Source organism: Maribellus sp. CM-23 (assembly GCF_021354595.1).
GTDB lineage: Bacteria > Bacteroidota > Bacteroidia > Bacteroidales > Prolixibacteraceae > Draconibacterium.
Genome location: NZ_JADWYJ010000003.1, coordinates 435344 through 459601, shown reverse-complemented (window position 1 = coordinate 459601; position 24258 = coordinate 435344). Strand labels below are relative to the sequence as shown.

Here is a 24258-nt window from a genome sequence, read left to right as displayed (position 1 = left end):
AGCAAAAGCAGCTGTGAAACGGCGAGATTGACTATTTTTGCACAAATCTTTTTACGATGGCTTCACTTTATCTTGTTCCCAATGTTTTGGCCGAAGGCGACTGGCAGTCGGTTATGCCCGCTACAGTTTTTAGCGTGCTTACTTCTACCAAATTTTTTATTGTTGAAAATATCCGCACGGCCCGCCGTTTTATGAAGCAGGTAAACCGCGACATCGATATTGATTCGTGTACTTTTTATGAAATCAACAAACATACAAAGCCACAGGACCTGCCGCGGTTTTTAAAGCCACTGGAACAGGGAAACGATGTGGCCGTAATTTCGGAAGCCGGCTGCCCGGGCGTGGCCGATCCCGGTGCCGATGTGGTTCGGCTGGCGCATCAAAAAGAGTTTAAGGTGGTTCCCATTGTTGGTCCGTCTTCTATTTTGCTGGCATTGATGGCCTCTGGATTGAACGGGCAGAATTTTGCTTTCCGCGGCTACCTGCCGGTAAAACCAAACGAACGCTCGCGGGAGTTGGCCAACCTCGAAAGAAAAATAAAAGCGTCGGGACAAACCCAGATTTTTATTGAAACGCCTTATCGAAACAATCACATGGTGGAGGAAATACTGAGGAGTTGTGCTCCTTCTACCCTTTTGTGTATAGCCGCCAACATTACCGGCGAAAACGAATTTATTGCAACCAAAACGGTTCAGCAATGGAAAGGCAAAGTGCCTGATTTACACAAACAGCCTGTAATATTTTTGCTGGGATAATTTCTATATTAACTTGAGTTGAGCAAGCATACGATATTCGTGCTCAAAGTTGGGAGTAAAAGTTTCGTTTCCGATTTCGCTTTCGATCTGCTTTTTGGTCCAGAAACGTAACTCTTCCACTTCGTCCGACTGTATCCCGATGTTTTTGAAATCGTGCGAAGTAAACAAATAAATGAGTTCAGCTTCCACGTCCGATTCCCACTTGTACACCTTTTGCAAACGGGCACTGAAATCCTTTAGACCAATCTCTTCAAAAGCTTCTTTTTTAAGCGCCGCTTCCAGGCTTTCTCCAGCCGAAATGTGGCCACCTACTGCGGTATCCCATTTCCCGGGTTGGATCTGCTTATTCATCGGGCGTTTTTGGAGCAATATGGAACCATTGCGGTTCAACACATGTAAATGCACCACGGGATGCAGCAACTTGCTCCCGTTGTGCACCTGGCTTCGCGGAGCTTGTCCGGTAACTTTTCCCTGCTCGTCAACCAGCGGCACCCACTCTTCGTTCTTAAATCCTTGCTGAATTTTACGCTGGCGCAGCCATTCATATAAGAAGAAAACAGCAAAAATAATGTAAAACAAACCTCCGCTGATAAAAGCCCAGGCCTCTTTGCTCATATAAAAAGCCGCGTAAAAAACCAGCAGGGTATGAACCGAAAACAGGTAAAACAGAATTTTGAGACTTCGGCGCATTTGCGCCATCTGTGCATCGTTGAACTCAGCACCTTTGAGGTAACGCTGGCCCATTAAGCCAATAATGTTTACGCGCGAAAAAGCAGAAACTGCCAGCACAACAAGGAGAATCAGCTCGATAAGCCCGGGTTTTAACTTAAAGAAAATATCATTGTCGAGTAAAATGGAGACGCCACCGAGAGCTACGAGCAAAAGCGTATCGAATAGCACAAATTTTTCAAAGCGTTTTTCTTTTACGGCTATCCAAATCATCTCGGCAACACCTACGCCAATAGCCACAAAAAGCCCGATTTTAGTCCCCCAAATTTCATCGGCAGCGATAAAAACAAAAAGAGGAATAAAACCGGGTAATAATTTCTTTAACAGTTGCGCCCTGTTCATTTTGGTGAGCTGAACCTATTCTTCTTCCGGCACTTCCAGCGGGATCACTTTATGGATCTCAACTTCCATCAAAACCGTTTGAAACATTCCAACCGAACCTGATCCACTTTGGCCATAAGCTAATTCAGAGTTGATAACCAATCTCGATTTTGTTCCGGGTTGCATATAGGTCACGCCTTCTTCCAAACCGGCAATGGTGCTACCTGCACCTGCAGTAAATTCCAGTGGCTCGTAACGGTGTCCGCTCAGGTAACCGCTCGACTGATCCACTAAAACACTATCCAGTTCCTTGTCCTCGTTTCTCCTCAAAACCCAGGTTGCGTAAAAGATCTGTACTTCGTCTCCTAATTTTATGGTATCGCCTTCGCCGGTTCCGGGTTCATTGAAATAATAAAGTCCCGATTTTGTTTCTTCGGCACCCGGGTGCTTGGCTGCAATATACTCGTCAAGAAGAGCCAGTTCGTTCCTTCTCAATTTTTCATAGTCGATGCCATCGCTGCAGGCAAAAAATCCAACTGCTGAAATAAGAACGAACATCCCATTTAGTATTTTCTTCATTTCTTTATTCTTGTTAATTGTTATCAATTCTTGTTACTGGTTATTTCGAAAACCTTACAAAGTTAAAAAGCTTATCCAATTATCTTTCTCCTTTGATTAAAACAGAATAATTCTCTGCGTATTCAAAGCGCATTCAGATTACTGTTTCTTCCAGAAGATGTTTATACTCGGGTAAAAGTTGCGTGAATCTTTCAATTGTTTCTTCAAAAGTTAACATCGACTCGCCGCCTGCAGCATTTAAATGCCCGCCGCCATTGAAATGCTCGCTGGAGAATTTGTTGGCCGGAAAATTTCCTTTTGAGCGAAACGATGCTTTCACATAATTCTCTTTCTCAATAAAAAGAGCACTGAATACGATATTATTGATGGAAAGCGGATAGTTTACAAAACCTTCTGTATCGCCCGGTTTAAAGTTAAATCTTTCCAATTCCTCTTTTGTTATGCAAATTACAGCTGCCCTGTATTCGGGAAACACTTTCATCTTTTCATACAAACAATACCCCATCAGTTGCATCCTGTCGGCAGAAAAATTATGAAACACAGCCGATTGAATTTTATCAGTATCAATTCCATAATTCAGCAATTCGGCCACTGTTTTAAATGTATTTTGCGACGTGTTGTGGCTAAAACCCCCGGTATCGGTCAGTATTCCGGTAAAAAGCGCTTCTGCAGCCTGGGTATTGATATACTCCGTATAACCTAACTGCCCAATTACGTCATAGACCAACTCGGCCGAGGAACTGTACTGGGTTTCAGATACCGTATAGTGACAAAAGTCGCCCGGAGACGGATGGTGGTCGATTAAAATCTTTGTTTTCGAAAAACGGCCGATCATTTTTGCGAGGTGCCCGGCCCTTTTTTCTTCGTTAAAATCCACACAAATCAGCACATCCGAGTCAAAAAGCCACTCTTTTGCGGCCTTCTTGTCCTTCTCGTAAATTGTGATCGGAACATCCGAAGAAAACCATTTTAAAAAATCGGGGTAATCATTTACCGAAATCACTTTCACCTCCAAGCCTTTATTGGCAAGTGTTTGCCCCAACCCAAGTGCCGCTCCTATCGCATCTCCATCCGGATTTTCGTGCGGAATAATGCTTACTTTACCTGCATTTCCCAACACTTCCCCAATGGCACTAAATATCTCTTTTCCAGTATTTTTCAAGACCTAAAATTTTTGAAGGGACAAATATACTAATTCTTAGGCGGGTGAAAAGGTTAAAATATTCTATTTTTTCTTCAGTCAGAACTATTCTATTGAACTAAATACTATCCTCACTGGTTTCATTCGGAAGTGCATTCACCCGTTTGCGAACTCCCGTAAAATTTTTTCAATCAAGAGAGTAAGATATGTGGTGAAAAAATTTTATGTTCGTTAAGTGTTATGTAAAAAGCAACTGGACAAAAACTTTGATTATGACAGGCAACCTTACTTTCACGATGATCAAACCTACCGCGGTTAAGAACAATCACATCGGCGACATTCTAAAAATGATCAACGAAGCCGGATTTAAAATTGTGGCCATGAAATACACCCGGCTTTCACCCGAGCGGGCAGCAGCGTTTTACGCCGTGCACAAAGGCAAACCGTTTTACGAAAACCTGGTCAGTTTTATGTGCTCGGGCCCCATTGTGGCAGCCATTCTCGAAAAAGAAAATGCAGTGGAAGATTACCGCAGTTTTATCGGGGCTACCAATCCGGAAAAAGCAGAAGAAGGCACTGTGCGTAAACGCTATGCCACCAGCATGACCGAAAATGCAGTACATGGCTCGGACAGCGATGAAAATGCGGCTATTGAGGCCGACTTTTTCTTTTCACAACTGGAGCGGTACTAAGTTATTTGAACACGATCCGTTCGATTATTTCGACACCGGCGTTTTGGTTGATTCGCCGGCAAATCTCTTCGCGCATCAGAAAAAGCTCGTTTTTAACTACAGCCGAACTGATTTCGACGTACAAAATACGGTTGCGGATGTAGATGTTTCGGGTGTAATGGGCAATCGTTTTTCCCAGCAAAGCCTCCCAGCCCTCCACAACGTCCACCTCTTTAAGCTTGCGCTCAATGCGGTTTTGCTCAATGTATTCCTTTAAAACATCGCTAAGCGACTGTGTATTGCTTCGTCTCATGATACTGGCTTCACTTTTCCGGTTTCAACATTAAAAATACGAAAATCGGTTCCAAGTTTCCGGATTATTGCGTCCAAATGACTGCGATCGGTATCGGTGATAAAAATCTGCCCGAACTGTTCACCGGCTACGGTGGTTACAATTTGCTCGACGCGGTGCTGATCCAGCTTATCAAAAATATCATCGAGCAACAATATGGGTTTTATTCCCGAAATCTCTTTGATAAAGTCAAACTGTGCCAGTTTCAATGCCACCAGGTAGGTTTTTTTCTGCCCCTGCGAGCCTAGTTTTTTCATCGGGAATTCACCTAACTTCAACAAAAGATCATCTTTATGAACGCCAACCGTTGTGTATTGCGCGGCACGATCTTTCATTACCGAATCTTTGAGTAACTGTCCAAAATCGTTTTCATACAAATCGGATTGATGAACCAACCCCACCTCTTCGTTTCCCTGCGAAATAAAGGTATAGTAACGCTGAAAAACAGGTATCAGTTTCTCCACAAACTCTGTCCGTTCACGGTGGATCCGTGTTCCGTATTCCACCAACTGATCATCCCAGATCGATAATAAATCGGCATCGAAGCGGCGTTCGGCAGCAAAATGCTTCAGCAAATTATTTCGCTGCACCACCGCCCGGTTATATTTCAGCAGGTCGTCGAGGTAATTCTGGTTGTATTGCGAAATAACACCGTCCATGAATTTCCGGCGTTCGTCGCTTCCTCCCAGGATCAATTCAACGTCTGAAGGCGAGATCATAACCAACGGCAATAAACCGATGTGATCCTGCAGTTTCTTATAGATTTTTGAATTCCGCTTAAATTGCTTTTTCTGTCCTTTTTGAATGCCGCAGGTGATGGTTTCTGAAGAATCGAGACGGTCGTAGCTTCCGTTCAGCATGAAATAACTTTCTTCGTGATTTATGTTTAACAAATCACTGGCATTGAAAAAACTCTTGCAAAACGACAAATAATAAATGGCATCCAGCATGTTGGTTTTTCCGGCCCCGTTTTTACCTATAAAACAGTTCAAACGGGGAGAAAATTCAACCGTAGCCTCGTTAATATTTTTAAAATTTACAATTGAAATTTCTTCAATTCGCATGCGTCAAATTCTTTAATAAAGGATGTACAAAACTATTAAAAAAGCCTGCATTTTCCTGAATTGTTTGCAAAAAGCCGATAATAACAAGCAACTGTTGATTATTCATCAAAATAATGGAGAGATACCTTAATCTGTTATGAAAAAAAAACTATTTTTGCCCCACAATTTTGAAATAGAAAAAGATGACTAAGAAAAAAACTGAACAAGTCGATAATTTACAAGAACTTGAAAGCGCGTTAACAAAAACCGAACAGTTTATTGAGGATAATCAAAAAATCATCAGTTACGTTGTTGGTGGTCTTATTTTGGTAGTTGCTGTTTTCCTTGGATTTAAAAAGTTTTATGTTCAACCACAGGAAAAAGAAGCCAACTCGCAAATTTTTATGGCCGAAAACTATTTCGAAAAAGATTCATTCAACCTGGCCATCAACGGTGACGGAAACTACCTGGGATTCCTTGATATCATCGACGATTATGGCATTACCAAAGCAGCCAACCGTGCCAAATACTACACCGGAATTTCCTATTTGCATTTGGGACAGTACGAAGAAGCTTTGGATTATTTGAACGATTTCAAATCTGACGATCTTCTTTTAGCCCCGGTTGCAGAAGGTGCCAAAGGCGATGCCTACCTTGAATTGGGAGACAGCGACAAAGCGTTGAAACAATACAAAAAAGCGTACAGCGAATCGAAAAACGAGCTTACAACTCCGGTTTACATGATGAAAGCTGCAAAATTGCTGGAATCTTCAGACGAACTGGAACAAGCGCTGGCACTTTACCAGGATATTAAAAAGCAATTCCCAACTTCGGCAGAAGCAACCAACGCCGATCGTTACATTGCTCGCGTAAAAATAAAAATGAACTAAGTACCGAAAAATTGATAATTCGACCCCTCTTCGGAGGGGTTTTTTATTTTAAATAGTTATGGCAACAAAAGATTTATCAGCTTACGATATCAATTCGGTTCCATCAGCAGAAAACATGAGTTTCGGAATTGTTGTAGCAGAATGGAACTGGGAAATAACTTCGGCACTGGCTGAGGGAGCGATCGACACCCTAAAAAAACACGGCGCAGCAGAAGAAAACATTACGGTTAAATACGTTCCCGGAACATTCGAACTTCCGCTGGGAGGCCAGTTTTTTGCCGAAATGGCCAATGTGGATGCCGTTATTCTGTTAGGATGCGTGATTCAGGGAGAAACCCGTCATTTCGACTACATATGCGAAGGTGTTACTCAAGGCACAAAAGACCTAAACCTGAAGTACAACAAGCCTTTCATATTTGGCGTACTTACCACCAACGACGAGCAACAGGCTTTGGACAGAGCCGGTGGTAAACATGGAAACAAAGGCGACGAAGCTGCCGTTACTGCCATCAAAATGGTGGGACTGCAACGTTCGTTCTAAAAAGAAACTTCGCAAGAATACAAATAAGAAGGGCCTGCAACATCTGCAGGCCCTTTTCTACCTAATTAAACTAAACCGTATGAAACGTTAACGTTGTCCGCCGGGCCTGCCTTGGCCTCTTTGGGCGCGACGTTCCTCTAAGTATTTTTCGTATTTTTTGTACTGAGCTTCGGTCAGAATTTTCTTCATTTCAACTTTCTGCTCTTCACGTATTTTTGTCATTTTTTCGCGCATGGCTTCGCGGTCACCACCGCCATCTCTCATCTCCTCGCGCATCGACGACATTTTTTCACCTACTTTGGTATTTAGCTCCAATACTTTTGCGGCCTGATCCTTGTTCAGATCCAGCGCTTTTGTCAATTCTTCTGTTTGACGTTTGGCCATTTCTTTCGGATCGAAATTTCTTGGTCCTCTGTCCTGGGCCATGGTTACCGCGGCAAATACAATTACCGACAGCAATAGTAAACCTAATTTCTTCATGTGATCAAAATTGTTTGTTTTATAAATTCCGAATAACCGGCAGAATTTACAAGAGCTTTTAACTACTTAGTCCGGTAATATTAGCTCTCATGCTTAACTCTTGATTATCGTTTAAAGACCAACTGTAATCGTTATTACTGAGTGCTTTGACGAAGACCGTTTAAGAAGGTTTAATCGGGATGAAAAATTAAATAAGAAAATACAGATCGAAGCCCAACACATCTCCGCAATGCCGCTCTCCCACTCATCTTATTTTTTTGAATGTATAATAGATTCTTAGACAAAATGCTTTGTTCTAAAAACTTGCCAACCAAAGTTACATACAAAAGCTACCGTCAGAGCAACCTGAACTTAACGTTAATTCATTTTCTTTTACGACTTATCCATCTGCAATAAGAAGAGCCAAAACAAATAATTTGTACTTTTAAACCAAAATCGTCGAAAATGACAAACAACAGATCAAAACGACAAATAATTGAGGCAGCAGCTTTGACCTTCGACAAATATGGTTTTAAGAAAACAACCATGGACGATATCGCCTATGCCGCAGGAAAAGGGAAAAGTTCGCTTTATTATTATTTCAAAAACAAAGAAGAGGTGTTTGAGGCGGTTGTGGGGCACGAAGCCGAACATTTGAAACGGGAAATTTACGAGGCGCTAAATAAGACGGATCATTCAGTTGAAAAGTTGAGAAAATACATACTGATCAGAATGCGGCGGTTCGTACAGCGCGGAAATCTGTACAAAGCCCTGACAGACAACTTTCTGAATACTTTCTCTTTTATCGAAAAAATCAGAGATCGGCACCGGGAATGGGAACTGGAAACGCTGGGAAATATCCTTCGTTCCGGAATAGAGCAGAAGGAGTTTAAACCGGTAGATGTTCAATTTATGAGCAATGCGGTATTAACTGCCATGATCGGCTTCGAAATGCCCTTACTAAAAAATGCCGAAACAGAGACCGAGTTTGACCAAAAGATCAACGATGTCGTCAACATGCTGTTCTACGGTATTTGCACCTAATTTTTTTTGGCCTACTGTTCGAATATTTTAGATATATAGTCGAAACAAACAAATATTTCAGAAACATTAAAACAATTATCATGAAAAGAAAAACAGAAAAACAGATCATCTCCCTTACCAACAAATCACGTAATGGTAAAAAGTACCCGGTAATTTTGGGTCTGGTCATCGCATTAAGCCTGGTTAACATCAACACCAGCCTCGCTCAATTTCAGTATGGAATCAAAGCCGGGATTGGCGGTACCTGCCAGTCTGAATTACTTCAGCTGGCCGACAACAATAACATTATGCTGAGCTACAACTTCGGATTTAATACCAAGTATCGGTTAAGTGATGGATTTGCCATACAATCGGGGCTGGAGTACGCACAAAAGGGGCGTAAGATAGATGAAGCAAACCTGGATCTGACAGAAAAACTGCATTACCTGCATTTACCGGTGCGAGCCGAATTTTCGGCCGGCGAAAAAGCAGGCTTCAAAAACGGGCAGCGTATTTATTTTGCTGCCGGTCCTTATGTAAGCTACCTGCTCGATGCTGACGGAGAGAAAGATGGAACTGACTTTGACCTGAAAGACAACACCAAAGACTTCGACCTGGGGCTTTCACTCGAAATTGGCTTTGAATTCCCGGTATTCACCAATAATTCGTTACAGCTAGGCCTCAATTACGACATGGGCTTTCTGAATGTTTACAAAAACGAAACGGATCTGAACAACAAAATGGCTGCGCTTAGCCTGGGATTTTTCTTCTAAAGACTGCTCCGGCCAACTAACGACGAAGAGAAGTTCTTAGAAGTCTGTAAACAATAAAAAATCGCAAAGATCGCAGGCGACTTACATCAAGCTTACGGTCTTTGCGACATTTTTAGCGGCGCTAAGTGCTCAATTGCCGGAAATTAATTCACTGAATCAACTCCGCGTACAAGTCATAATCTTCCGCTCCTGTGGCTCGCACCTGTACAAACTCTCCTTTACTCAGTTTCCGGTCAGATGTTATCAGTACTTCTCCATCCACTTCGGGTGAATCGTACTCTGTTCTGCCAATAAAGAACTCTCCTTCTTCGCGGTCCACAATCACTTTGAACTCTTTTCCAACGCGTTCACGGTTCAATTCCGCCGAAATGTATTGCTGAATCTCCATGATCTCGTCGGCACGCTCTTGTTTGGTTTCCTCATCCAGTGAGTCTTTGTATTTTTCTGCAGCGTAAGTACCGTCTTCTTTTGAATAAGCAAAAACACCTAAACGTCCGAACTTCTGCTCTTCAATAAATTCCTTCAGTTCCTCGAAATCATCTTCCGTTTCTCCCGGAAAACCAACCAACATCGTGGTACGAATCACCACATCCGGTACTTCTTTCCTGATTTTAGCCAGCAAAGCTTCGGTTTCCTCCCGCGAAACATGCCGAAGCATATTTTTCAGAATCGGGTTGGCAATGTGTTGCAAAGGCATATCAAGATATTTGCAGACTTTCGGATTTTCGCGCATCACCGGTAAAATATCCATAGGGAATTTGGTTGGATACAAATAATGCAAGCGAATCCATTCAATGCCATCCACTTTCGAAATTTCTTCAATCAATTCAGCTAACCTGTTTTTACCATAAATATCAATTCCGTAGTATGAAAGGTCCTGGGCAATCAGTAACACCTCCTTAACACCACGTTTAGCAAGGTATTTGGCTTCCATTACAAGGCTTTCGATCGTACGTGATTTATGACGCCCGGTCATTTTAGGAATGGCACAAAACGAGCACGAGCGGTTGCAACCTTCCGAAATCTTCAGGTACGCAAAATGCGAAGGCGTTGTAAGTTTACGTTCGTAAATGTATTCAGGATGGTAGGCCACTTTCAGTTCTTCCACCATGGCTTTCATATCGAACTTGCCAAAGTACCGGTCCACTTCCGGAAGTTCTTCCTCCAAATCGTGCTGATACCGCTCAGAGAGACAACCCATTACATACAATTTGCTGATCTCTCCCCGTTTCTTGGCTTCGGCATAATCCAAAATCATATTAATAGATTCTTCCTTCGCATCCTGGATAAAACCACAGGTGTTAATAAAAACCGCGTCAAAACCGGTTTCGTTGGAATCGTGCACCACTTCAAACTTTCCCTTCTCCAGCTGGTTCAACAAAACCTCGGAATCTACCAGGTTTTTCGAACACCCCATCGTAACCACATTTACCCTTTTCTTGCTCATTGTCCAAAAATTTGCTGCAAAGTAAACGATTTTTTTGTCCGAATTAAAATAGTTATGAGTAGTAAGTGCAAAGTGCCAGGAATATTGAAACACAGTTAAAGAACCTTTCCTGAACGTTACACGACCATCACTGGTAAAACGTTTTACAATTACATTGCCTATTTCTTAAAAATGAAATAAACGGCCAATATCAAAAACACAAACCCAATTAGATGGTTCCAGCGAAATGTTTCGGTACGGAAAAGCAGCAACGTAAAAATGGAAAACACCACCAGTGTTATCACCTCCTGCAATACTTTTAGCTCGATGAGTGAAAACGGACCGCCGTGATCTTTAAAACCAATGCGGTTGGCCGGCACCTGGAAGAAGTATTCGAAAAGCGCAATGCCCCAGCTGATCAAAACGATGGATACAATCCCCAATTTGTTGAACCATTTCATTTCAGCAAATTTCAAATGCCCGTACCAGGCAAACGTCATAAATGTATTGGAAAGGACCAGTAATCCAACGGTCAAAAGTGCTTTCATAATTTATCGAAAAAAAACTGCGCAAAACTATAAAAAAGTCCTTTCCTTTATCAGCTTCTATTTGAATTTATAGATCTGGAAAACTCAAGTAAAAGATTAATCTTTTACTATATTCAATTATCGTTTCCCTCTCAAATTCAGACAGTAATCGCAATGATAAATCTTCTTATTTATTGCGGGCTTTCTTCTCTCGTTAAATTCCCAAGTCAAACCCAATAAGATCAATAAAACAATTCCGGTCTTAATTTCCACCGAATAACCACAGCCCCAAAGCAACTGCCCCTTACTCATTGCAGGAGCTTGCTGCTCGAATTACTGTTTTGTATCCAATGGATGCTCTGCTTTCCTGAAAAATTCCTGTTGTAAAGCGGGAACCACTGTATCGGCCTTTACAAGCTGAATCATTTCTACCAGCTGTTTTACGGTTTCATCAATCAGTAATTCGCCAGCCTCGGCATTGGCTTTTGAACCATCGCCGCCGTAATGGTTCGGATAGCTGGCATACCACCAAATTCCGGTGTAAACATATTGGAGGTTTTTCATCCGCTCGAGATTCGCACCCGACTGCTGCCCTGCCCTGTCGACATAAGCGAGCTGAGGTTGTGCGGCCGCCATTTCCGAGGTTTCGCCATTTCCGGCATGCGCATCAAAAGGATCATGCTGCGTTAAATCTGCCGCCTTCTTTTCAACTTCACGATTCGGCTCGGGGCGAAACCAGTAAAGTGAATAATTGCGTGGTTCAGATAGTTGAGCCATTCCAAAAAAGTTCAGAAAAGCATTGTTTCCACCATGTCCGTTTACGATGATGATCTTCTCAAAACCATTGCGATTTAACTCGTCCAGCGTTTCCTGAAGCATAAGCCAAATCAATTCGGGAGAATACGAAATAGTTCCCGGCTGATGGCGCGCTTCGTTTATCTGGCTGAAATAATACCAGGGAAAAACGACGGCGTATTCTTTTTCAGCCGCCCGAAGAGCGTATTCGCGCGACAAAAAAAGATCGGTTCCCAATGGCAAATGCGGTCCGTGCTTTTCCATCACGCCTATCGGAATGACACACGTTCTGGAGCTTTTTTCCACTGCCTTTATGAAATCCGGCGCGGTTAATTCTTCCAGTCTGAAAGGAAGTTCTTGCGCCGAAACAAAAAATGATGAAAATACAAACGCAATTAGGATTAGCTTTTTCATTGAAAGTAGGTTTTAGTTAAATCCAGATTAAAAATAAATTGTTTCTTTAACTTTAGCTACGAATTCATAATTTTAACTTCAAACAAACAGCATGCAGGTAGTCATTGCACACAGCCAACTTAATCCGGGCAGAATTACAAGGATCATTGAATCTCAAACAGAGGCCCTTCAAAAAACTACGGTAAAAATAATAACTGGAGCATGCACTGATCCTGAAACGTTTACTTCAAAAGGTGCAGAGCTCATCATCATCAAGGAATTGATTGATCTCGAAAAGAAAAAATATTCGGATCACGAAGCCAGACAAATGCTTCACTTGGTTCATCAAAAAATAAGAGAACATATTGAACCCGGTACCGTTTTGCATTTTCATAATCTGAACCTGGGCAAAAACCCGATTGTAACCTATGCCGTTTACCTGCTCGCCAAAGAAGGTGTAAAAGTTTTTAACCACGCCCACGATTTCGCAGAAGACCGTCCTTCCAATCTTGCTTTTCTAAAGGAAATCCTGACCAATATTTTTCTGCAGGATGTAAATGAAGTACTGTATCCCAAACTGCCTAATTACCAGTTTGGAGTTGTCAATTCGGCCGATCTCGAACGTCTGGTTTCGTATGGAGTGGATCAGGAAAGAATCGTTTGGCTACCCAACCCGGTGAATGTAAAAACATCACCTGAGAATCTGGATAAAGCAGAAGCCAAAAGCACCGTCTGCCAAACACTGAAACTGGATGAAAACAAGCTGCTGGTAACGTATCCGGTAAAAGTCATTCAGCGAAAAAATATTGGAGAGCTTATTTTGCTTTCCATTTTATTCGACCACATTGCCAGCTTTGCAGTAACACAAGCTCCGCAAAACCCGGTAGAAATTGAAATGTACAAACAGTGGGTAACGTTTTGTGCCGATCATGAAATCGATGTGACTTTTGAAGCCGGAATGAAAACGGATTTTGAAATCCTGCTGGCCGGAAGTGATTTTTGCATTACCACCAGTTACCGGGAAAGTTTCGGAATGGTATATCTTGAGCCCTGGCTGCTTGACACCCCGGTTATTGGCCGCGATATCGACTACATAACCCGGGATTTTAAAGAAGATAGTTTTGAATTTCCAGCATTGTACTACAAGCTGAATATTCCGGGTATCAAAGTAGATTTCAAAGACCTGAACATGAAAATGCAGATGGAGATCATTTCCGACCTGAAATCCGGAAGATTATCCAAGCAACAGGTGTTCGAACAAAATCCCATCCTCAGTACCCTGTTTAAAAAAGTTGCGGACTCAGTGACAGCCAAAAACAAAGCAATCATCCAAAACAACTATTCGTTGAAAGCATATGGGAATAAACTTCAGGAGCAATATAGTAAGTTGATCGGGTAAGCCGGGCTGCACTTATCCTTCTCAAATTAAGGACAAAACAGAAACCAGAATCTTCCTCCAGCGACATAGGTTATCTTCATTACAATTTAAGCCACCAAAATTCGGTTCAGCTTCTCAAATCCGGATTAATATCCTCCAGAAGGTTATCATTACCACTCTGCTTAATTTTCTCAAAATGATGATCTTAAACATAAACAAAACTTCAGCTTATTCGTAAATTTAGTTTCATCATAATTAAATCATCTAAACCATGAATAAGCTTATTTCCACCGTCGTTGTGTTTCTGATCCTGTTCCCTTCCTTTTTTGTTCACGCCCAAGTTGACCAACAACTAAAAGAAGACATAATCAAAACAGGCTACGTTCATCGTCCATTGCCTTTGGATTACAGCAAATCATACGAATCGTTTGGCCTGACCAAAAAAGTGCTTCAATCTGATATGCTTTGCGATATGGAGAACCTGGATGGCTGGTCGCGCAAAGGAATTGGCAACATGACCATTACCGATGACCGGTTTATCAGCGGCACACACAGCATGCACCTGGCTGCCCCCACCACTTATCCGCAATTTTTAGGCTGGGGGCTTGGCTTTGGAACTTCGCTGGCCAGTTTTGATGTTGGAGGCGTCAATTGGGAAAGATACAACCGGATTAAGGTGTATGTTTACCCCGAATGCGAAGGTGCGCGAAGTATTTACCTGAATCTTTATGTTGAAAATGATGGCATTGTAAAAGTTCCCGACAAATACGGCCGTGAAGGCTACCATGAAATGAACCTGATTAATGGTCAGTGGAACGAATGTTTTGTTGAAATGACAGAACTTCCCCGGGACAAAGTAACCAAACTTTCGTTTGCGATAGAGGTATTTGGGAAAGAACGTACCATGGGCGATTCGCTGAAATTTGACATTGATGCCGTTGCGCTTGAAACAGTTGAAAATCCGGAAGTAGTAAGTGGCTGGCAACCCGCTCCCAACAGAATCATCTTTTCCACCACCGGCTACCGGCCCGACAGCAAAAAAAAGGCCATTACAACCGTACACAACAACAACGGACGTTTTCAGCTTGTCGACAACCAAACATCAGGCGTTGTTTATGAAGGCGACATTCAAAAGGAAAAAACGAAAACCGGAAACTTTGAGACCCTCGATTTTAGTGACTTCAAACAAACGGGTCGCTATTTTATCCGGATAGGAAATACTGAAAGTCAGCCTTTTTACATCAATCCTGACATTTGGGAAGATTCAGCGTGGCGGGTGCTGAATTTTGTATTTTGTGAACGCTGTGGCTATCCTGTTCCGGGGAAACACGGCGTATGCCACACCGATCTTAACGGCACACACAATGGCCAACTCTTTGCCATAAACGGCGGCTGGCACGATGCGGCTGATATGTCGCAACAGGTTTTACAGTCGGGAGAATTGGCACTCGCGCTCATTGAAATGGCTCAAACTGCGAAAGAAAAAAACAATACCGATTTATACCTGCGCCTGATGGAAGAAGCCGAATGGGGAATAGATTTTATCCTCAAAACACGGTTTGGCGATGGTTACCGTGCACAAACCTGGGGAACCAATTTATGGACCGACGGTTTTATCAATACCAAAGACGATTCTACCAAACGCCGAAGGGTGCGCGTGCATGACCGCGCATTTGAGAATTTCCTGTTTTCGGGAATCGAGGCAGCTGCTGCAATGGCGATTAATGACGACCCGATGTTAAAACAACACTTGCAGAAAGTTGCCATTGAAGATTACGCGTTTGCAAAAAAACGTTTCGACGAACTGGGTTTTGAAGAACTCAGCGGAGGAGGTGGTGGAGATCATGCTGCAATGGCATCCAACAGCCAGTACATGGCCAATATTTCCTACACCGCCAGCCAGCTTTATCGCTTAACCGGAGATAAGTATTATGCCAACGAAGCGGCTAAATCCATTCAATACACACTTGATTGCCAGCGAGTCATTCCGATTAACGACAAAGACAAACTGTGTGGATTTTTTTACCGCGACCTTAATAAAAAATCGATTGTACATTACACCCATCAATCCCGCGATCATGTTTATATGCAAGCCCTCACAACCCTTTGCGAAACGCAACCCAATCATCCGGATTATAAAAAATGGAAAGAATCGATCGAGCTTTACGCCAATTACCTGAAAACTATCATGCAATATGTTGCCCCGTACGGAATGCTCCCAAGCGGCGTGTACCATATTGACGAAGTAAAAGATTCGCTTAATTTTTACAAGATACAGGTGGGTATTTCGAAAGGAGCTGCAAAAGATTACAAAGAGCAACTCGAAAACGGCGTAAAACTGGACGAACAACATTACCTGCGAGCTTTTCCTGTATGGTTTTCGTTTAAAGGAAATGCTGCGGTTCACTTATCTACCGGCAAAGCTGCTGCTTTGTGTGGCCGATTTCTGAACGACCCGGAATTAATAGACATTGCAGAACAACAACTATTCTGGATTGTCGGCAAAAATCCATTTGGGCAATCGCTTATTTGGGGCGAAGGAAGCAACTACCCGCAGCTTTATACTGCTTTGCCGGGCGAAACAGTGGGAGCTATTCCGGTTGGCATGCAATCGAAATTCAATGAAGACACCCCCTACTGGCCACAATTTAATACGGCAACCTACAAAGAAGTCTGGAATTCTTCAGCCACCAAATGGCTGTCGTTAATTGCTGAATTTTGAATATAAAAAGAATGGGGTGCCGAAAGACACCCCATTCTTTTATGTTGTAAAATCGAACTCTATAAATTTTCCGAATTTCCTGTACTTTTCGTACAACACCTTGTATTTCTCCACATTTTCCGGAATAGGGTGATATTCTGTTTCAATTCCACCTCCCATTTTTTTCTGAGCTTCAGCCGTACTCGCATAAACACCTGCAACAACTGCGGCAGCCATCGCCGATCCCAATGCACAAGCCTGTTCCGAACGAGCCACTTTAATTGGCATGTTCAGTACATCGGCGACAATTTGCATTACCAACGGCGATTTTTTAGCCACTCCACCCAAAGCAATAACACCATCAATACGCACTCCTTCCGAAATAAAGCGATCGTTGATGGCTTTTGATCCAAAAGCAGTTGCCTCCACAAGTGCCCTGAAAATGCGGGGTGCATCCGAACCGAGATTCAACCCGGCGATCGCTCCTTTTAAGGTCTGATTGGCATCCGGTGTACGACGGCCGTTCATCCAATCCAGCGCAACTACCCCACATTCACCAATCGGGACTTTTGCCGCTTCTTCGCTTAACTTGGCGATGATCTTATTCGAAGTCTCATCCAGCAGCTTTTGTTTGGTGGCTTCATCCACCAGCGAAGTTTCTGCCAAAATATTCTTCAGCGGCCACTCCAGCACACGTTTAAACCAGGCATAAATATCACCAAACGCCGATTGTCCGGCTTCGAGCCCCAGCATTCCGGGAACAATCGATCCATCCACCTGACCGCAAATTCCAGCCACCACCTTGCTACCGACTTCATCCATGGGTGTAATCAACATATCACAGGTGGAAGTTCCCATCACTTTCGAGACGTAATAAGGTTCAATCTCAGCTCCAACAGCCCCCAGGTGTGCATCAAAAGCGCCAACACCGACTACAACATCGGTTGACAGCCCAAGCTTTTCAGCCCATTCTTTGGTAAGTGTGCCCGCTGAAACATCGCAAGTAAAGGTATCCTTGTACAGACGATCTCGCAAACCGGCCAGCATCGGGTCGAGCGCCACCAAGAACTCTTCCGATGGAAGTCCGCCAAAAGCCTCGTGCCACATGGCTTTGTGCCCTGCTGCACAACGACTTCGTTTCAACGTTTTGGGATGGGTATTACCGGTCAACAAAGCCGGAATCCAGTCGCAATGCTCCACCCAGGAATACGCTGCGCGGTAAACTCCTGCATCTTCGCGAATTACGCGCAACAATTTGGCCCAAAACCATTCGGAAGAATAAATTCCACCTTCGTATTTGGTAAAGTCTACTTCCCATTCTTTTGCCAGTTTATTGATTTCATCGGCTTCTTTTACAGCTGTGTGGTCTTTCCAAAGCACAAACATGGCATTCGGATTCTCTTCAAAACCCGGAGTTAAAGAAAGAGGAGTACCTTTTTCATCCACTGCCACCGGGGTAGATCCGGTTGTGTCAACCGAAATACCCACAATGTTTTCGACAACTCCCTGAGGTACCTGTTTCAGGGCTTCTACAATCGTGTATTCCAATCCTTCCAGGTAATCTTTCGGATGCTGACGGAAGCGGTTATCGTGCGCATTACAGTATTCCTGCTTTTGCCAGCGCGGATAATTAAAAACAACACTTGCCACTTCTTCTCCCGTTTCAACATCTACGATCAGCGATCGCACCGAGTCAGAGCCATAATCCAGTCCAATAGTGTATTTTGCCATTGAGTTTTAATTTGATTTTATTATTGATTTTTTGTGTTTTAAACGAAGTCTCAGTTATTGTCCGTAATAAGCATCTTTTCCATGTTTGCGAAGAAAGTGTTTATCGAGCAATACCTTATCCATGGTAGTTTTCGGGTTAAGAACAAAACTACGGAAAGCCATTTTCGCGACCTCTTCCATTACTACCGCATTATGAACTGCGTTGTGCACATCGGTCCCCCAGGAGAAAGGCCCGTGATTATTTACCAACACTCCCGGAATGGATTCGGGATTAAGCCCGTTGAAGCGTTCAACAATCACTTTTCCGGTTTCCAGTTCATATTCTTTTTCAATTTCTTCTTTTCTCATTTTGCGCGTGCAGGGAATTTCCCCGTAAAAATAATCGGCATGTGTTGTTCCAATCGCCGGAATGCCTTTCCCGGCCTGTGCCCAGCTGGTAGCCCATTCGGAATGTGTGTGCACTACCCCTCCAATATTTTGAAACTGTCGGTAAAGCACCAGGTGCGTCGGAGCATCGCTTGATGGTTTGAGGTTTCCCTCCATCACCTGGCCATACAAGTTCAGAACGACCATATCTTTTGGTTTCATTTTTTCGTAGGATATGCCACTCGGCTTGATTACAACCAACCCGTTTTCACGGCTGATTCCGCTTGCGTTTCCCCAGGTAAAAATCACCAATCCGTACTTTACCAGATCTAGATTTGCCTGAAATACTTCTTCCTTTAACTTTTCAAGCATATCAACTCCTTTTTATTTCCTGTCCGTTGCCTTCCACAACCGCTCTGAAAAAACGTTTCCGTTTAGCTTTCTAAGATAACAGAAATCAGAAGGTAGTGAGCATTTATAACAGTTCAGTTTTATTCATCAATATCGGTAGTTTGTCAACTTAAGCGTAAATATAACACTTACATATGAAGTATGAAATAAGTTTACAGCTAAGTATTTCAAGTAATTGGTTACAGATTTAAAACAAAAAACCCGTTCATCAATGATGAACGGGCCTACTTAAATCAACCTATCCCAAATAAACCTATTATGAAATCTTAATTTCGATCGGAGTTTTTTCCAGCGCTTCTTCCTTTTTGGGAAGACCAATTACTAAAATTCCGTTTTCGAAACGTGCCGAAATCTTCTCTGCATCAACCGATTTTGGTACCCGGTACTGTTTCTCGAAATTGTAAGCTCCGAATTCGCGGTGAGCGTATTTATACTCTTCCTTTGTTTCTTTTTCTTCCTTTTTCTCCACTTTGATGGATAAGAGGTTATTCTGATAATTCAATTGCAAATCTTCTTTTGAGAAGCCCGGTAACTGAATTTCTATTTTGAATTCCTTTTCCGTTTCAAAAACGTTGGTAGCCGGTGAAGCACAATTTTTCACATAGTTTTCGTGGTAATCGTTTTTGAAAAAGTTGTTGAACAATTCGTCAACCAGTACTCTGTTTGTGCTGTAACGTGGGTTCTGAAATCTTACTAAATTCATGACTTAATCTCCTATTCTTTAAATTAATTTTTTGTTTTCCGTTCGATAACCGAATCTGCCCTATTTAAATCAACTCCTATTCCAAAGCCAATTTTCAAGTCAAATCCGGCAAAATCATCAAAAAACAAATGACACATAGTCATGCTTGCACAAAAACCAATGCCTTATTGTCATACTATCTAGATTTCTGGATGTATTTATTAAGCGATTGAGACGCTGATTTTATTTTTACCTTTGGGCAAAATTTGAAAAAATGCGTATCGACATCATAACCGTCTTGCCGGAAATTCTGGAAAGCCCATTCAGTCATTCCATCATCAAAAGGGCGCAGGAAAAAGGACTGGCCGAGATACACCTGCACAACCTGCGGGATTATTCCGAGGATAAACACCGCCGTGTGGATGACTATTCGTTTGGAAAAGGCGCCGGAATGGTAATGGCCATTCAACCCATCGAAAAAGCAATTGAAACGCTGAAGGCTCAACGTGAATACGACGAGATTATTTTTACCACTCCCGACGGAAATTTGCTGGATCAGCGCGAAGCTAATTCTCTCTCGCTTTACGAAAACATTATCATTCTTTGCGGGCATTACAAAGGCATTGACCAGCGTATCCGCGATACCTATATCACCAAAGAAATTTCTGTCGGTGATTATGTACTTACCGGAGGAGAACTGGCCGCAGCCATTATTGTCGATAGTGTCGTTCGCCTGATTCCCGGGGTGCTTTCTGATGAAACCTCTGCCCTCACCGATTCTTTCCAGGATTATCTGCTGAGTCCGCCCATTTACACGCGCCCCGCCGAATACAAGGGAATGAAAGTGCCCGAAATTTTGCTCAGCGGAAACGACAAGCTGGTGGACGACTGGAAACACGAACAGGCAGTAGAACGCACCAAAAAACTGAGACCCGATCTGTACAAAAAATATTTAGGCGAATAAACCAAACACTAAAATGGACGCAAATACCTATCCGGAAATTGAATGCATTGAGCGATCAACCAGAAAACTTCACTCAAAAAAAATTCTGATCATCGGCGTTTTTCATGGCGACGAGCAACAGGGAGAATACATCATCAACCGCTATTTAGAAGAAGGCGACTTTAGTGATATTAAGAATGTGCTCTATTTTATTCCCTGCCTGAATCATTCGGGGAAGAGCCTCAATACACGCCAGAATATCAACAAAGTGGATCTGAACCGGAATTACCCGACTAAAAACTGGGAAAAAACCGAGCAAAACGAATATTTCTCCGGAGAAAGTGCGGCCAGCGAAGAGGAAACCCGTTACATGGTTCAAATCCTTGAACGCATTCAACCAGATGTGATTATGACCATCCATGCTCCTTTTAAGGTGGTGAACTACGATGGCCCGGCACAGGAAATAGCAGAAAAGATTTCGGAACTCTGTGGGTATCCAGTTTTAGGTGATATTGGTTACCCCACTCCCGGCTCTTTTGGAACCTATTGCGGAGTGGAAAGAAACATTCCAACCATAACGCTCGAGCTCGACGAAGAAGAAAGCAACGAAGAAGCCTATATTCGAACGCTTCCCGTGTTGGAATACCTGGCCAATCTGACTTAGGATTTTAGTGTCGCCGGCAGATGCCGTTATACGGACAATATTTGCATTTCTCGGAGTGTTCTGTTTGGTAAAATACGTTCTGTTCCGAATAAATTTCGGCAACAAGGTCCTGCAACTGGTCTTCGAACTCTTCTCTCAGTTCATCAAAAGCAACCACCGCTTTGTCCTTTTTTAGCGTGATATCAGGAGAAAAATTTTCTTCAAAAATCTTATGCAAACCGTAAATCGCCGGATAAACCTCTTTGTCTGCCCCATTTCCTTCCAGTCCCCACACATAAATCAATGCCTGTAAAATCACCTTTTTCGGATCTTTTGCATCGCGTTCAAAAAGCTCGTTCACATCGTTTAAAACCAGGCTTTCCACTTTTCCGGTTTTATAATCGATCACCCGGTATTTACCCTCCAGCTGATCTACCCGGTCGATGGTTCCACCCACCCAAACCGGTCGCCCCTGCACCTGAAGAGTTCGCTTGTATTTCGTCTCCAAACTGATAATTGTAAACGGAGCAATCTCCTTGTCGCGTCTTATTAACTGCCGCAAATAGGTTTTTATGTTTTCAAAGATCAGCAAGGTGGTGCCTTCCAGCTTTACCGGTCCCTTCAAAGGCTCTCTTAATTTCAAGTAGTGAATAGCAATTTGCCGTGTAATTTCATTGTTGAGATTTACCTTGTCGGCCAGAATCCGGTCCAAGTCCGGTTTATCGATCACCTTCCCCACAAAGGGAGCATACAGGGCCTCCATGGTATCGTGAAAAATGTTTCCAAAAACCACCCCGTCAATTTCTTCCTTCACCTCATCGGGCTCAGGTAAACCTGCCACATACCGGAAATAAAACTTTAACCGGCAATTCAGGTAAGTATTGATGGCACTTGGAGAAAGTGGATGATCCTCTGTATTCTTATCCAGCAAACGCTGCGCAATTTCAGGCGAACTTTCCAGCTGAATGCCTTCCACCGGATCGTTGGCAAAAGCAAAATCGAGGTTTAGCATTTCGGGTTTATGCACCGTGTCGTATTGCAGCTGATAACCGTAACGACTGAGTTCACCTGTATTAATTCCTTCTTTTACTACGCTGTAGGTTGCTGTTACATTCTTCGCGCGTTGCATCAGGCGGTAAAAATAATAGGCATACATCGCATCCTGTTCGTCGATGCCGGGCAAACCAAAACCGAGGCGAATATTAAAAGGAATAAACGAAGGAGCCGTAAATTTTCGCGGCCATTTGTTTTCGTTCAACCCAAGTATAATCAGGTTTTCAAAGTCCAAACAGCGTGTTTCCAGTATCCCCATCACTTGAAGTCCACTCAGCGGTTCTCCTTCAAACGATACCGAAACCTGTCCCAAATACTGCGAGAATAGCCTGAAATAAACTGCTTCGCTGATTTCGCGCTGTTGATTTTCAAGCGTACTTTTCACCACTGCCCCCAGCTTTTCAATGGCCTGATAGATCGAATAAATCAACTCCAGCAGCATGGAATCCGCATTTTCGGCCTTTTTAAATTGCTGATAGAACATTCCCAACACCCGCAAAAAATAAGGGCTATATCCATCAGTCTTCTTCGGCAGGATGAATATTTCTTTGTGCAATGGCGAAAAATCAATTTCCGCCAATTCCAGCGTAATCCGGTTTCGGAGTTTCAGATCAGCCACAAAAGCCTTTGCTTTTGCGGGCTCGGTTTCGCACAGTAACTGGTGGTTCAGAATATCGGTGACATAACGGTGATAAGCCGAAAATCCCTTCTCCCCTTTTCGCTTGTTCTTTAGCAATGCCACCAGCAACATCAGAAAACCATACACCACCGAATTACGCACCGGATACCCCATGGTAATGTTCACCTTCCCGATTTCATCAGGAATGGCTCCGAGGGCCGAAAACAACAGCGATTCGTCGGCCAGCACAACTGCAGTGTTGTCAAATACCGGGCGATAATCGTTAGTGGTTTCCTTTAGAAAATTTGGAATTTGCTGCGACTGTCCGTACACCGACGAAACAGCTACCAGTTTCATATTTTTACGATGATTGAATAACTCCGGATTTAATTCAAAATCTTCGGGAGCCGGGAATCGTCGCAGGTTTTCACGCATAAAAAATCCGGCTTCGTTGTTCTCATCTTTCAGATAAGCATCGTCGTAATCCCATAAAAAGGCGGCTTTCCCTTTCTTTTGAAGATGCGAAAAGAACTCGATCTCACACTTATTCAAGGCATTCAGTCCAACGATATAGTATTTCTTGAATGGGAATTCCAGTATCTCCTCTTTTAAACGCTCCACCACTCTCCTGTCGATCATCCCGGGAAAAGCCAGTTGCTGTTTCTGCAACTCCTGTTTAAAACCGACATACACTGGGTATAACTTATCCCAGATGGAAATGTATTTCTCCCTGAATCCCTTTTTATCCGCCACGGCCATGCTCCCCCAGAAATGCTCCAGTGCCTTTTTCTGCTCGGGCGTGAGGTAGTCAAATATCGATTCAATTTCTTTCAGGTCCGAAATATTGGTAAACAAATCTTTCGCATTTACCAGGTAGCGGTCGATATCGTTAAAATCCGACAGCAGAATTTCACCCCAAAAATAGAACTCATCAAAAGTTTCGGTGGTTTTGGTGTGTTTGCAAAATACGTCGTACAAGAGCGAAATCAATTGCAACTTGTCGCCGGTGTGCCATTCAGAGTAAGTACTCATCCACTCGTTTACCGTAATCACCTTGGGCGCAATTACCGGCGTTTCGATGCACTTCTGAAGATAAGCAGTAAAAAACACACCAGACCTGCGGTTAGGAAAAACCAAACAGACATCCTTTAATTCTTCTGAATGCTTCTTATAAATGTATTGCGCACATTGCGAGAGAAAACGTTCCATACGATAGTTCAGAGTTCAATTTTCAAAGTTCACAGTTTCGTTTGAATTAACAAGAAATGGGTGCCAGATTTTTTCTACTTTTATTGAACCTGACAAATTAAAAA

At 42.9% G+C, this 24258-nt stretch carries 23 protein-coding genes; 10 read left to right on the top strand and 13 right to left on the bottom strand.

Annotated features, from left to right (window positions below; all coding sequences use genetic code 11):
* The first annotated feature begins 56 nt into the window (after window positions 1-56).
* A complete protein-coding gene (locus INQ51_RS12820) occupies window positions 57-755 on the top strand; it encodes an SAM-dependent methyltransferase (protein WP_233378365.1) in 699 nt (232 codons plus the stop codon).
* 3 nt (window positions 756-758) lie between these two features.
* On the opposite strand, the gene INQ51_RS12815 is transcribed toward INQ51_RS12820, so the two are convergent.
* The 3 genes from INQ51_RS12815 to INQ51_RS12805 form a co-directional block, all read right to left on the bottom strand.
* Window positions 759-1826, bottom strand: coding sequence for an NUDIX domain-containing protein (locus tag INQ51_RS12815; protein ID WP_233378364.1), 1068 nt, complete (start codon window positions 1824-1826; stop codon window positions 759-761).
* A gap of 15 nt (window positions 1827-1841) precedes the next feature.
* Window positions 1842-2384 carry an FKBP-type peptidyl-prolyl cis-trans isomerase gene (locus INQ51_RS12810; RefSeq protein WP_233378363.1) on the bottom strand — a complete coding sequence of 181 codons (543 nt, stop codon included), beginning with the start codon at window positions 2382-2384 and terminating at the stop codon, window positions 1842-1844.
* Between the two features lie 133 nt (window positions 2385-2517).
* Window positions 2518-3546 (bottom strand): DHH family phosphoesterase, encoded by a 1029-nt coding sequence (locus tag INQ51_RS12805; protein ID WP_233378362.1) that lies wholly within the window; start codon window positions 3544-3546, stop codon window positions 2518-2520.
* 251 nt (window positions 3547-3797) lie between these two features.
* On the opposite strand from INQ51_RS12805, the gene INQ51_RS12800 reads away from it, so the two are divergent.
* Complete coding sequence (locus INQ51_RS12800) at window positions 3798-4217, top strand: nucleoside-diphosphate kinase (protein ID WP_233378361.1); 420 nt, start codon at window positions 3798-3800, stop codon at window positions 4215-4217.
* A gap of 1 nt (window position 4218) precedes the next feature.
* Here INQ51_RS12800 and INQ51_RS12795 read toward each other — a convergent pair whose 3' ends face one another.
* Together INQ51_RS12795 and recF are read right to left on the bottom strand one after the other, a co-directional pair.
* The gene (locus tag INQ51_RS12795; protein WP_233378360.1) at window positions 4219-4509 is read right to left on the bottom strand and encodes a DUF721 domain-containing protein; all 291 of its coding nucleotides are present in this window, start codon (window positions 4507-4509) and stop codon (window positions 4219-4221) included.
* On the bottom strand, window positions 4506-5612 hold the full coding sequence (gene recF, locus INQ51_RS12790; RefSeq protein WP_233378359.1) for a DNA replication/repair protein RecF: 1107 nt from the start codon (window positions 5610-5612) through the stop codon (window positions 4506-4508). Before recF ends, INQ51_RS12795 begins: the two co-directional genes overlap by 4 nt.
* A gap of 182 nt (window positions 5613-5794) precedes the next feature.
* Here recF and INQ51_RS12785 point away from each other — a divergent pair, with 182 nt between their 5' ends.
* Together INQ51_RS12785 and ribH are read left to right on the top strand one after the other, a co-directional pair.
* A complete protein-coding gene (locus tag INQ51_RS12785; protein WP_233378358.1) occupies window positions 5795-6481 on the top strand; it encodes a tetratricopeptide repeat protein in 687 nt (228 codons plus the stop codon).
* A 58-nt stretch (window positions 6482-6539) separates the two neighbouring features.
* The gene (gene ribH / locus INQ51_RS12780; protein WP_317207961.1) at window positions 6540-7022 is read left to right on the top strand and encodes a 6,7-dimethyl-8-ribityllumazine synthase; all 483 of its coding nucleotides are present in this window, start codon (window positions 6540-6542) and stop codon (window positions 7020-7022) included.
* Window positions 7023-7109: 87 nt separating this feature from the next.
* Here the strand turns inward: ribH and INQ51_RS12775 are convergent, their stop codons facing one another.
* Complete coding sequence (locus INQ51_RS12775; protein WP_233378357.1) at window positions 7110-7502, bottom strand: DUF4890 domain-containing protein; 393 nt, start codon at window positions 7500-7502, stop codon at window positions 7110-7112.
* 444 nt (window positions 7503-7946) lie between these two features.
* On the opposite strand from INQ51_RS12775, the gene INQ51_RS12770 reads away from it, so the two are divergent.
* Together INQ51_RS12770 and INQ51_RS12765 are read left to right on the top strand one after the other, a co-directional pair.
* Window positions 7947-8525, top strand: coding sequence for a TetR/AcrR family transcriptional regulator (locus tag INQ51_RS12770; protein ID WP_233378356.1), 579 nt, complete (start codon window positions 7947-7949; stop codon window positions 8523-8525).
* Between the two features lie 80 nt (window positions 8526-8605).
* Window positions 8606-9277, top strand: a complete 672-nt coding sequence (locus INQ51_RS12765) for a porin family protein (protein ID WP_233378355.1) — start codon at window positions 8606-8608, stop codon at window positions 9275-9277.
* A gap of 148 nt (window positions 9278-9425) precedes the next feature.
* On the opposite strand, the gene rimO is transcribed toward INQ51_RS12765, so the two are convergent.
* From rimO to INQ51_RS12750, 3 genes are all read right to left on the bottom strand, one after another.
* A complete protein-coding gene (gene rimO, locus INQ51_RS12760; protein WP_233378354.1) occupies window positions 9426-10724 on the bottom strand; it encodes a 30S ribosomal protein S12 methylthiotransferase RimO in 1299 nt (432 codons plus the stop codon).
* 158 nt (window positions 10725-10882) lie between these two features.
* Window positions 10883-11251 (bottom strand): DMT family protein, encoded by a 369-nt coding sequence (locus INQ51_RS12755; RefSeq protein WP_233378353.1) that lies wholly within the window; start codon window positions 11249-11251, stop codon window positions 10883-10885.
* A 312-nt stretch (window positions 11252-11563) separates the two neighbouring features.
* On the bottom strand, window positions 11564-12439 hold the full coding sequence (locus INQ51_RS12750) for a creatininase family protein (protein WP_233378352.1): 876 nt from the start codon (window positions 12437-12439) through the stop codon (window positions 11564-11566).
* A gap of 91 nt (window positions 12440-12530) precedes the next feature.
* On the opposite strand from INQ51_RS12750, the gene INQ51_RS12745 reads away from it, so the two are divergent.
* A complete protein-coding gene (locus INQ51_RS12745) occupies window positions 12531-13817 on the top strand; it encodes a hypothetical protein (RefSeq protein ID WP_233378351.1) in 1287 nt (428 codons plus the stop codon).
* A gap of 250 nt (window positions 13818-14067) precedes the next feature.
* Window positions 14068-16518, top strand: coding sequence for a glycoside hydrolase family 9 protein (locus tag INQ51_RS12740; protein WP_233378350.1), 2451 nt, complete (start codon window positions 14068-14070; stop codon window positions 16516-16518).
* A gap of 39 nt (window positions 16519-16557) precedes the next feature.
* Here the strand turns inward: INQ51_RS12740 and INQ51_RS12735 are convergent, their stop codons facing one another.
* The 3 genes from INQ51_RS12735 to INQ51_RS12725 form a co-directional block, all read right to left on the bottom strand.
* Window positions 16558-18228 (bottom strand): ribulokinase, encoded by a 1671-nt coding sequence (locus INQ51_RS12735; RefSeq protein ID WP_233378349.1) that lies wholly within the window; start codon window positions 18226-18228, stop codon window positions 16558-16560.
* A 54-nt stretch (window positions 18229-18282) separates the two neighbouring features.
* Window positions 18283-18966: an L-ribulose-5-phosphate 4-epimerase gene (gene araD / locus INQ51_RS12730; protein ID WP_233378348.1), complete on the bottom strand. Its 684-nt coding sequence runs from the start codon at window positions 18964-18966 to the stop codon at window positions 18283-18285.
* A gap of 295 nt (window positions 18967-19261) precedes the next feature.
* Window positions 19262-19708 carry an Hsp20/alpha crystallin family protein gene (locus tag INQ51_RS12725; RefSeq protein WP_233378347.1) on the bottom strand — a complete coding sequence of 149 codons (447 nt, stop codon included), beginning with the start codon at window positions 19706-19708 and terminating at the stop codon, window positions 19262-19264.
* 253 nt (window positions 19709-19961) lie between these two features.
* Between INQ51_RS12725 and trmD the strand changes: the two genes are divergently transcribed.
* Window positions 19962-20651, top strand: coding sequence for a tRNA (guanosine(37)-N1)-methyltransferase TrmD (gene trmD, locus INQ51_RS12720; protein ID WP_233378346.1), 690 nt, complete (start codon window positions 19962-19964; stop codon window positions 20649-20651).
* A gap of 13 nt (window positions 20652-20664) precedes the next feature.
* Window positions 20665-21294 (top strand): M14 family zinc carboxypeptidase, encoded by a 630-nt coding sequence (locus INQ51_RS12715; protein WP_233378345.1) that lies wholly within the window; start codon window positions 20665-20667, stop codon window positions 21292-21294.
* 4 nt (window positions 21295-21298) lie between these two features.
* On the opposite strand, the gene INQ51_RS12710 is transcribed toward INQ51_RS12715, so the two are convergent.
* Window positions 21299-24154: a PD-(D/E)XK nuclease family protein gene (locus INQ51_RS12710; RefSeq protein ID WP_233378344.1), complete on the bottom strand. Its 2856-nt coding sequence runs from the start codon at window positions 24152-24154 to the stop codon at window positions 21299-21301.
* Window positions 24155-24258: the final 104 nt, after the last annotated feature.

What these genes read in the sequence shown, in the direction of transcription:
- INQ51_RS12795 (WP_233378360.1), bottom strand. Translation starts at nt 4,509, where the DNA reads ATGAGACGAAGCAATACACAGTCGCTTAGCGATGTTTTAAAGGAATAC.
- recF (WP_233378359.1), bottom strand. Translation starts at nt 5,612, where the DNA reads ATGCGAATTGAAGAAATTTCAATTGTAAATTTTAAAAATATTAACGAG.
- araD (WP_233378348.1), bottom strand. Translation starts at nt 18,966, where the DNA reads ATGCTTGAAAAGTTAAAGGAAGAAGTATTTCAGGCAAATCTAGATCTG.
- INQ51_RS12815 (WP_233378364.1), bottom strand. Translation starts at nt 1,826, where the DNA reads ATGAACAGGGCGCAACTGTTAAAGAAATTATTACCCGGTTTTATTCCT.
- ribH (WP_317207961.1), top strand. Translation starts at nt 6,540, where the DNA reads ATGGCAACAAAAGATTTATCAGCTTACGATATCAATTCGGTTCCATCA.
- INQ51_RS12710 (WP_233378344.1), bottom strand. Translation starts at nt 24,154, where the DNA reads ATGGAACGTTTTCTCTCGCAATGTGCGCAATACATTTATAAGAAGCAT.
- INQ51_RS12735 (WP_233378349.1), bottom strand. Translation starts at nt 18,228, where the DNA reads ATGGCAAAATACACTATTGGACTGGATTATGGCTCTGACTCGGTGCGA.
- INQ51_RS12785 (WP_233378358.1), top strand. Translation starts at nt 5,795, where the DNA reads ATGACTAAGAAAAAAACTGAACAAGTCGATAATTTACAAGAACTTGAA.
- INQ51_RS12750 (WP_233378352.1), bottom strand. Translation starts at nt 12,439, where the DNA reads ATGAAAAAGCTAATCCTAATTGCGTTTGTATTTTCATCATTTTTTGTT.
- INQ51_RS12715 (WP_233378345.1), top strand. Translation starts at nt 20,665, where the DNA reads ATGGACGCAAATACCTATCCGGAAATTGAATGCATTGAGCGATCAACC.
- INQ51_RS12775 (WP_233378357.1), bottom strand. Translation starts at nt 7,502, where the DNA reads ATGAAGAAATTAGGTTTACTATTGCTGTCGGTAATTGTATTTGCCGCG.
- rimO (WP_233378354.1), bottom strand. Translation starts at nt 10,724, where the DNA reads ATGAGCAAGAAAAGGGTAAATGTGGTTACGATGGGGTGTTCGAAAAAC.
- INQ51_RS12810 (WP_233378363.1), bottom strand. Translation starts at nt 2,384, where the DNA reads ATGAAGAAAATACTAAATGGGATGTTCGTTCTTATTTCAGCAGTTGGA.
- INQ51_RS12820 (WP_233378365.1), top strand. Translation starts at nt 57, where the DNA reads ATGGCTTCACTTTATCTTGTTCCCAATGTTTTGGCCGAAGGCGACTGG.
- INQ51_RS12725 (WP_233378347.1), bottom strand. Translation starts at nt 19,708, where the DNA reads ATGAATTTAGTAAGATTTCAGAACCCACGTTACAGCACAAACAGAGTA.
- INQ51_RS12740 (WP_233378350.1), top strand. Translation starts at nt 14,068, where the DNA reads ATGAATAAGCTTATTTCCACCGTCGTTGTGTTTCTGATCCTGTTCCCT.
- INQ51_RS12765 (WP_233378355.1), top strand. Translation starts at nt 8,606, where the DNA reads ATGAAAAGAAAAACAGAAAAACAGATCATCTCCCTTACCAACAAATCA.
- INQ51_RS12770 (WP_233378356.1), top strand. Translation starts at nt 7,947, where the DNA reads ATGACAAACAACAGATCAAAACGACAAATAATTGAGGCAGCAGCTTTG.
- INQ51_RS12755 (WP_233378353.1), bottom strand. Translation starts at nt 11,251, where the DNA reads ATGAAAGCACTTTTGACCGTTGGATTACTGGTCCTTTCCAATACATTT.
- INQ51_RS12800 (WP_233378361.1), top strand. Translation starts at nt 3,798, where the DNA reads ATGACAGGCAACCTTACTTTCACGATGATCAAACCTACCGCGGTTAAG.
- INQ51_RS12745 (WP_233378351.1), top strand. Translation starts at nt 12,531, where the DNA reads ATGCAGGTAGTCATTGCACACAGCCAACTTAATCCGGGCAGAATTACA.
- trmD (WP_233378346.1), top strand. Translation starts at nt 19,962, where the DNA reads ATGCGTATCGACATCATAACCGTCTTGCCGGAAATTCTGGAAAGCCCA.